This window comes from Acinetobacter sp. A3 (genome assembly GCF_012371415.1).
Classification (GTDB): Bacteria; Pseudomonadota; Gammaproteobacteria; order Pseudomonadales; family Moraxellaceae; genus Acinetobacter.
This window is the reverse complement of record NZ_JAAZQW010000072.1, coordinates 1-5,186: the sequence shown is the minus strand read 5'-3', so window position 1 is coordinate 5,186 and position 5,186 is coordinate 1. Positions and strand designations below refer to the sequence as shown.

At 36.3% G+C, this 5,186-nt stretch carries 5 protein-coding genes and 2 pseudogenes; 6 read left to right on the top strand and 1 reads right to left on the bottom strand.

The genetic code is table 11. The annotated features are described in order from the left end of the window. Positions 1-232: 232 nt before the first annotated feature. From HHA42_RS13105 to HHA42_RS13085, 5 genes and pseudogenes are all read left to right on the top strand, one after another. A complete protein-coding gene (locus HHA42_RS13105; RefSeq protein WP_168461955.1) occupies positions 233-769 on the top strand; it encodes a hypothetical protein in 537 nt (178 codons plus the stop codon). Next, on the top strand, positions 762-917 hold the full coding sequence (locus HHA42_RS13100; RefSeq protein WP_168526824.1) for a hypothetical protein: 156 nt from the start codon (positions 762-764) through the stop codon (positions 915-917). The genes HHA42_RS13105 and HHA42_RS13100 overlap by 8 nt, the downstream gene beginning before the upstream one ends. Continuing rightward, positions 917-1,645, top strand: coding sequence for a hypothetical protein (locus HHA42_RS13095; protein WP_252726334.1), 729 nt, complete (start codon positions 917-919; stop codon positions 1,643-1,645). The genes HHA42_RS13100 and HHA42_RS13095 overlap by 1 nt, the downstream gene beginning before the upstream one ends. A gap of 349 nt (positions 1,646-1,994) precedes the next feature. After that, positions 1,995-2,495 (top strand): annotated as a pseudogene (locus HHA42_RS13090) (IS3 family transposase); the annotation flags it as partial. A gap of 39 nt (positions 2,496-2,534) precedes the next feature. Beyond that, positions 2,535-2,777: pseudogene (locus tag HHA42_RS13085) on the top strand (zinc ribbon domain-containing protein); the annotation flags it as partial. A 63-nt stretch (positions 2,778-2,840) separates the two neighbouring features. Here the strand turns inward: HHA42_RS13085 and HHA42_RS13080 are convergent. Further along, positions 2,841-3,164 (bottom strand): toxin-antitoxin system HicB family antitoxin, encoded by a 324-nt coding sequence (locus HHA42_RS13080; RefSeq protein WP_063454488.1) that lies wholly within the window; start codon positions 3,162-3,164, stop codon positions 2,841-2,843. A 709-nt stretch (positions 3,165-3,873) separates the two neighbouring features. On the opposite strand from HHA42_RS13080, the gene HHA42_RS13070 reads away from it, so the two are divergent. Further along, positions 3,874-5,106, top strand: coding sequence for an ATP-binding protein (locus tag HHA42_RS13070; protein WP_168418310.1), 1,233 nt, complete (start codon positions 3,874-3,876; stop codon positions 5,104-5,106). The last annotated feature ends 80 nt before the right edge of the window (positions 5,107-5,186 follow it).

Below are 5,186 nucleotides of genomic sequence, written 5' to 3'. Positions count from 1 at the left end.
TTTCATGCAGAATCTCCTGCTCGTATCTTAAGAGAAAATTCTACTTTTAGATCCTATTATTTTTAGGGGGGATTACCCTGAGAGCTTTTGATTTTTTTAATTTTTTGCCATTCATACTGAATTAACATACAAGTAAAATCAAAATTGATAAATATCCAGAAAATCAATATTTATACTAGAGCAAGCTTGTATGAATTTTATGAAAAATATACGAGTAACAACAGGGGTAATAATGTTTAAGTCTATTTTATTAGGATCTTTTTGCTTAATAGCTTTAAGTGCCTGCGGTGGAGAAAATGATTCCTCAGCACCACAAAATGAAAAAATAACGACAAAAGAGCAAGTCTTTCAGAAATTAGAGGATGAAGGGAAATTACCAAAACTTGAAAGAACAGATTCAATTTTAGGGATTGATAAGGACCAAAATGGCATCCGTGATGATATTGACGCTCATATTGAACAAAAATATAAAGATGAAATTGAAAAAAAAGCGGTTCAACAATTTGCAAGGAATAGTCAGCAAAAAATGGCTGTTAATTTAGAGAATGAAGTTGAATTACAAGCATCATCTTATGAAGCTGATAGAGCAACGACTTGTGTTTATAAAACATTCAAAAATAACCCGAATATAGACGCATCCGATGTAATTGATGAAATAGGAAATATGACTACAAATACCAAAAAACGCCTACAGGCTTATTACAAATATAGTGATGCTTTAGATGGCTTTGTGTTCACGATACCACAAAGAGATTACTGCGATGAATAAGAAAATTCATTTGAGTGCCATTTCTCTTTTAATGGTTGCATCTAGCATCACTAATGCTACAGACGATGTAAATGATTTGTGCAACAAGTCTGATATAACTATAGCCTATTTCAATGGTGTTCTTACGGATGAGAAAACAGCTAAGTAATGTACAACAAAAGTCAATTCCTCTCTGATTTTGTGGAAACTTTTTATCAACGATTCTCAGAAGAAACCATAGGTGATCGTTGGGAATTATATACTGAAATAATAAAGCAACAGTTCCAAAACAATAACGGAAAAACTTGGCTTGGTCATATTAACGACGCTCTAACCGTAATAGCGACAGTACCTAGATTTGCTTTTGATTTAATTCAAAGAGAGGTTGTTGATAGTATTGTTGCAGCATTAAAGTTGACTGCACCAATTGCAGAACGAGAAACATATTTAAAGCATGAGCGTGACTTGCAACAAAGCCTTCTAGAAGGTAATAAAGTTATAATGATTGCGCACTCTCAAGGGAACTTGTTTGTTAATAAGGCGTATCAATATTCCATTTCAAAGACTGATTCCTCCGCAGTTGGTGTAATCCATGTAGCGCCTGCTTCTATTAAATTAAATGGAAATCATATTTTAGCTGATCAAGATTTAGTTATTAATGGTTTGCGTCTATCTGGTAGTGTTCCATCCAATACTCATAGCATTCCTGTTTATAAACCATTTGGGAATAATTTTGGACGTGATGCCTTTGGGCATGGGTTTTTAGAAACCTACACTAATCACAACTTTCCTATGTATTCAGCCTTAGACTCAGAAGTAAACAATCTTTTTAATACGCTTACAACCTTGAGGGAAAATGCAACAATCTATTTTGGTTTTACTGACATCAATACCTAGCATAATCATGGTGATATTCCTTGAGTTTAAGCTATGATTTTTATCCCATTAACCATCATCTTACCTTGTGAATACAGCATCAAAGTGCTTAGTTACCGTTCAGAGTTGTATGAGGGATAAGGGCAAATTGTAGGTTTTATCTCAGGTTCAAATTTAAGATTTTAGCAGCATTCCAAACTCTACAATTTGCGTATAGTGGTAGCTAATCACTATATCAATCAAGATACAAGCAGCATTGCTTCGCAAGACGTAGCGAAGCGTAGTGTCCCGATGACAAAACCAAAATATACCCCTGAAATCAGAGAAAGAGCGGTTCAATTATTGATTGACTACCAAGACGGTATCTCAGGTCAGTGACTTTACGTATATTCAAACCAATTCAGGTTGGGTCTACACCGCCTTTATTATTGATGTGTTCTCACGAGCAATTGTTGGATGGAAAGTATCAACACGTATGAATACAGACATGGTGCTCGATGCACTTGAGCAAGCATTGTATGATCGAGGCTTGCCAAAGAACGTGATTCATCATTCCGACAGAGGTGTGCAATATCTTTCCATTCATTATACCAATCGTTTAGAAGCAGCAAATTTACGAGCATCAGTCGGTACAACTGGTGATTCATATGATAATGCTCTGGCTGAAACGGTGAATGGCTTATACAAAACAGAGGTGATTGAATATTTAAAAGCAGATTGGCAAGGTTTAGCAGATGTACAACTTGCGACACTAAACTGGGTAGATTGGTTCAATAAAAAGCGTGTACACAGTGCACTGGGTTATGTATCGCCTTTTGAGTTTGAAGCAATGTACTATGATAAGATTAACCCGTTAGGTCAGGCGGCCTAACTTAAATAAAAAAGTCTCCGACAAACCCGGTACGGTTCACTCAAGTATAAATGCGAGAACGCAAGTGTATTGTTTGAGGAAGTCAACGAAAGTTTCACAACCCAAATGTGTTCGTGCTGTGGTGAGATCACCGCAAGCAGTCCGAAAGGTAGAGCAGATTTGCGAATAAGAGTATGGGAATGTGAAAACTGTTTAAATACCAATGATCGGGATTTAAATAGTTCTAAGAACATACTTGCGCTTGGGCTTAAGCGTCTAGCAGTAGGAATCACCTCCGTTTAGGGAGGTGAGGAAGTCAAGGTCTACCAGTCATTCTCATTCCAAGTAGACCATCAAGATATAAAACTACATAGCCAATTTTGCCGATACCAAACGATTCATACTCACACCACGCTCCGCAGCTTCAAGTGCTAGTTTTTGATGAACCATTGATGGAACACGAACAGCAAACCGTCCGCTATACTTTTTTTCTGAAAGCGGTACAGGTAATTTCTCATTATTGCTGATCATATCTGCTACAACTTCAGCAACAAGATCAACAATCCCTGAAAATGCTTTAGATTGTTCTGCATCGAGCCAAGACAGTGACGGAAATTCGGCACATAGACCAACATACTCATTATCTTCTGCTGACCATGTAACACGATAAGTAAATTGTTTGCTATCCATTTGACACCTCACAATGTTTTAAGTTTATCAAGTGCAGCTAATACTTGCCTAACCTGATAAGGTTTAGCCTTTCCGCTATCATCTTGAAGATTAATACGAGGATCGCCTTGCTACGGTGTTTTAAATACCGTGTGACTACCACTTGTTTGTCTTGGTTCACCAAAATATTGCTTACAAACCTTGAGTAAATCGACATAGCGGATATTTTTTGGATTATTCCGCATTTGTTCTATAAGTTGATCAAGATTTGCCATTTAAATGCTCAATAGTGCCAATGATTAATAGTATCAATATTGATACCATTAATCAAGAGTTTGGCATGCCTAGTGGCTTATACGAACAGAAATGAATGGTAGGGTGCAAATAGGAATAGGGGGTAGATTTACATAGGAATATGCAATTTACTATTCACTCAATTTGTATAGCAGATAAGTCGTAGCAGCAATGACATAACATGACATAGAAAATAATCAAAAATACAGAATTCGGATTTATGTCGTCGATAAAAAAACCTACCAAATTTCGTCTAAAGAGTAGATCTGGTATCTTGGAGCTTGTCGTGATTAGCGTCTCTAAACTGCTATAAAAGCAGTTTAGAATTTTAAATAGCTCACATGAACTAGAAACTTTCTTTGTAATTAAATATGTTTTCACTTGGTATCTAAACTTTGATAGAATCAATTAAAACTTTAGAGTTTAAGTGTAAACAATGAGAAAAACTAATATTCGACGTGATAGCTACTTAAAATTTCTGAATACATGGCAAAACCGTGATGTTATTAAAGTGCTTTCAGGTGTACGTCGCTCTGGAAAATCCACCTTGTTGGCGATGTTTCAACAAGACTTAAAAGCACAGGGTGTACAAGCCGAAAACATCATTGCCATCAACTTTGAATTTATGGAATTTGAAGAACTTACCGATTACCGCAAACTACATGATTATGTACTGTCAAAAGTTGATGAAAGCAAGAAAAACTATGTTTTTTTAGATGAAATACAACATGTTACCAATTTTGAAAAAGTAGTCGACTCTTTATATGTTCGGGATTATATCGATTTATATATTACAGGTTCAAATGCATTCTTTCTGAGTGGAGAACTTGCGACGTTACTCACAGGACGCTATATCGAGCAACATGTTTTACCCTTGTCATTCCAAGAGTTTAAACAGTGGCATATTGAAAATAATCCGATCATCCAACAATTATCCAATCGTGATTTGTATGCCATGTACACGCGCAGTAGTTTCCCCTATACGCTTGCCATGACCAGCCAGCAGGAAACCTATGATTACTTGCAAGCGGTCTATGCCAGTGTAATGTTTAAAGATGTTATTCCCCGTTTGAATACGGCCGATATTAACTCTCTCGAGCGTGTCGCAAGATATTTGGCAAGCGTGACAGGCTCACCCATTTCCATCAATAAAATTAAAAATACCTTTGTTTCAAGTGGGGTTAAAATCTCATTTGAAACAGTAAAACGCTATATTCAGGGCTTACAGGACAGTTTGCTATTTTATAGCGCCGCACAATTTAAAGTACGTGGGCGTGAGTTATTACAATCCTCTGAAAAATACTATTTAGTTGATGTCGGATTGCGCCGCATTATGTTGCCTGATGCTAATGCTGATCAAGGTCATATTTTAGAAAATGTGATTTATCTTGAGCTTGTCAGACGAGGCTATACGGTCTATGTAGGGCGGGTTGATGAATATGAAATTGATTTTGTTGCTGTCGATACTTTACAGAATTTAACTTATTATCAGGTGGCATTAGAAACTCTCAATGAGGAGACACTAAGCCGAGAGTTACGTCCATTACAGAAAATTTCTGATTCATATCCCAAGTATTTACTTACCTTAGACACCATAGGGACTGAAGCCAATTATAATGGTATTGTAAAAATGAACGCTCTTGATTGGTTGCTGTCTGAAAATAAATAAAGTGGAGTAATTAACTATAACTAAAAATATAGACAAATATTTGCATAAGTGCTCATTTTGTCTATGTCGATTCAGTAGTG

Coding starts and splice junctions, on each gene's coding strand:
- HHA42_RS13105 (WP_168461955.1), top strand. CDS start 233: ATGTTTAAGTCTATTTTATTAGGATCTTTTTGCTTAATAGCTTTAAGT.
- HHA42_RS13070 (WP_168418310.1), top strand. CDS start 3,874: ATGAGAAAAACTAATATTCGACGTGATAGCTACTTAAAATTTCTGAAT.
- HHA42_RS13095 (WP_252726334.1), top strand. CDS start 917: ATGTACAACAAAAGTCAATTCCTCTCTGATTTTGTGGAAACTTTTTAT.
- HHA42_RS13080 (WP_063454488.1), bottom strand. CDS start 3,164: ATGGATAGCAAACAATTTACTTATCGTGTTACATGGTCAGCAGAAGAT.
- HHA42_RS13100 (WP_168526824.1), top strand. CDS start 762: ATGAATAAGAAAATTCATTTGAGTGCCATTTCTCTTTTAATGGTTGCA.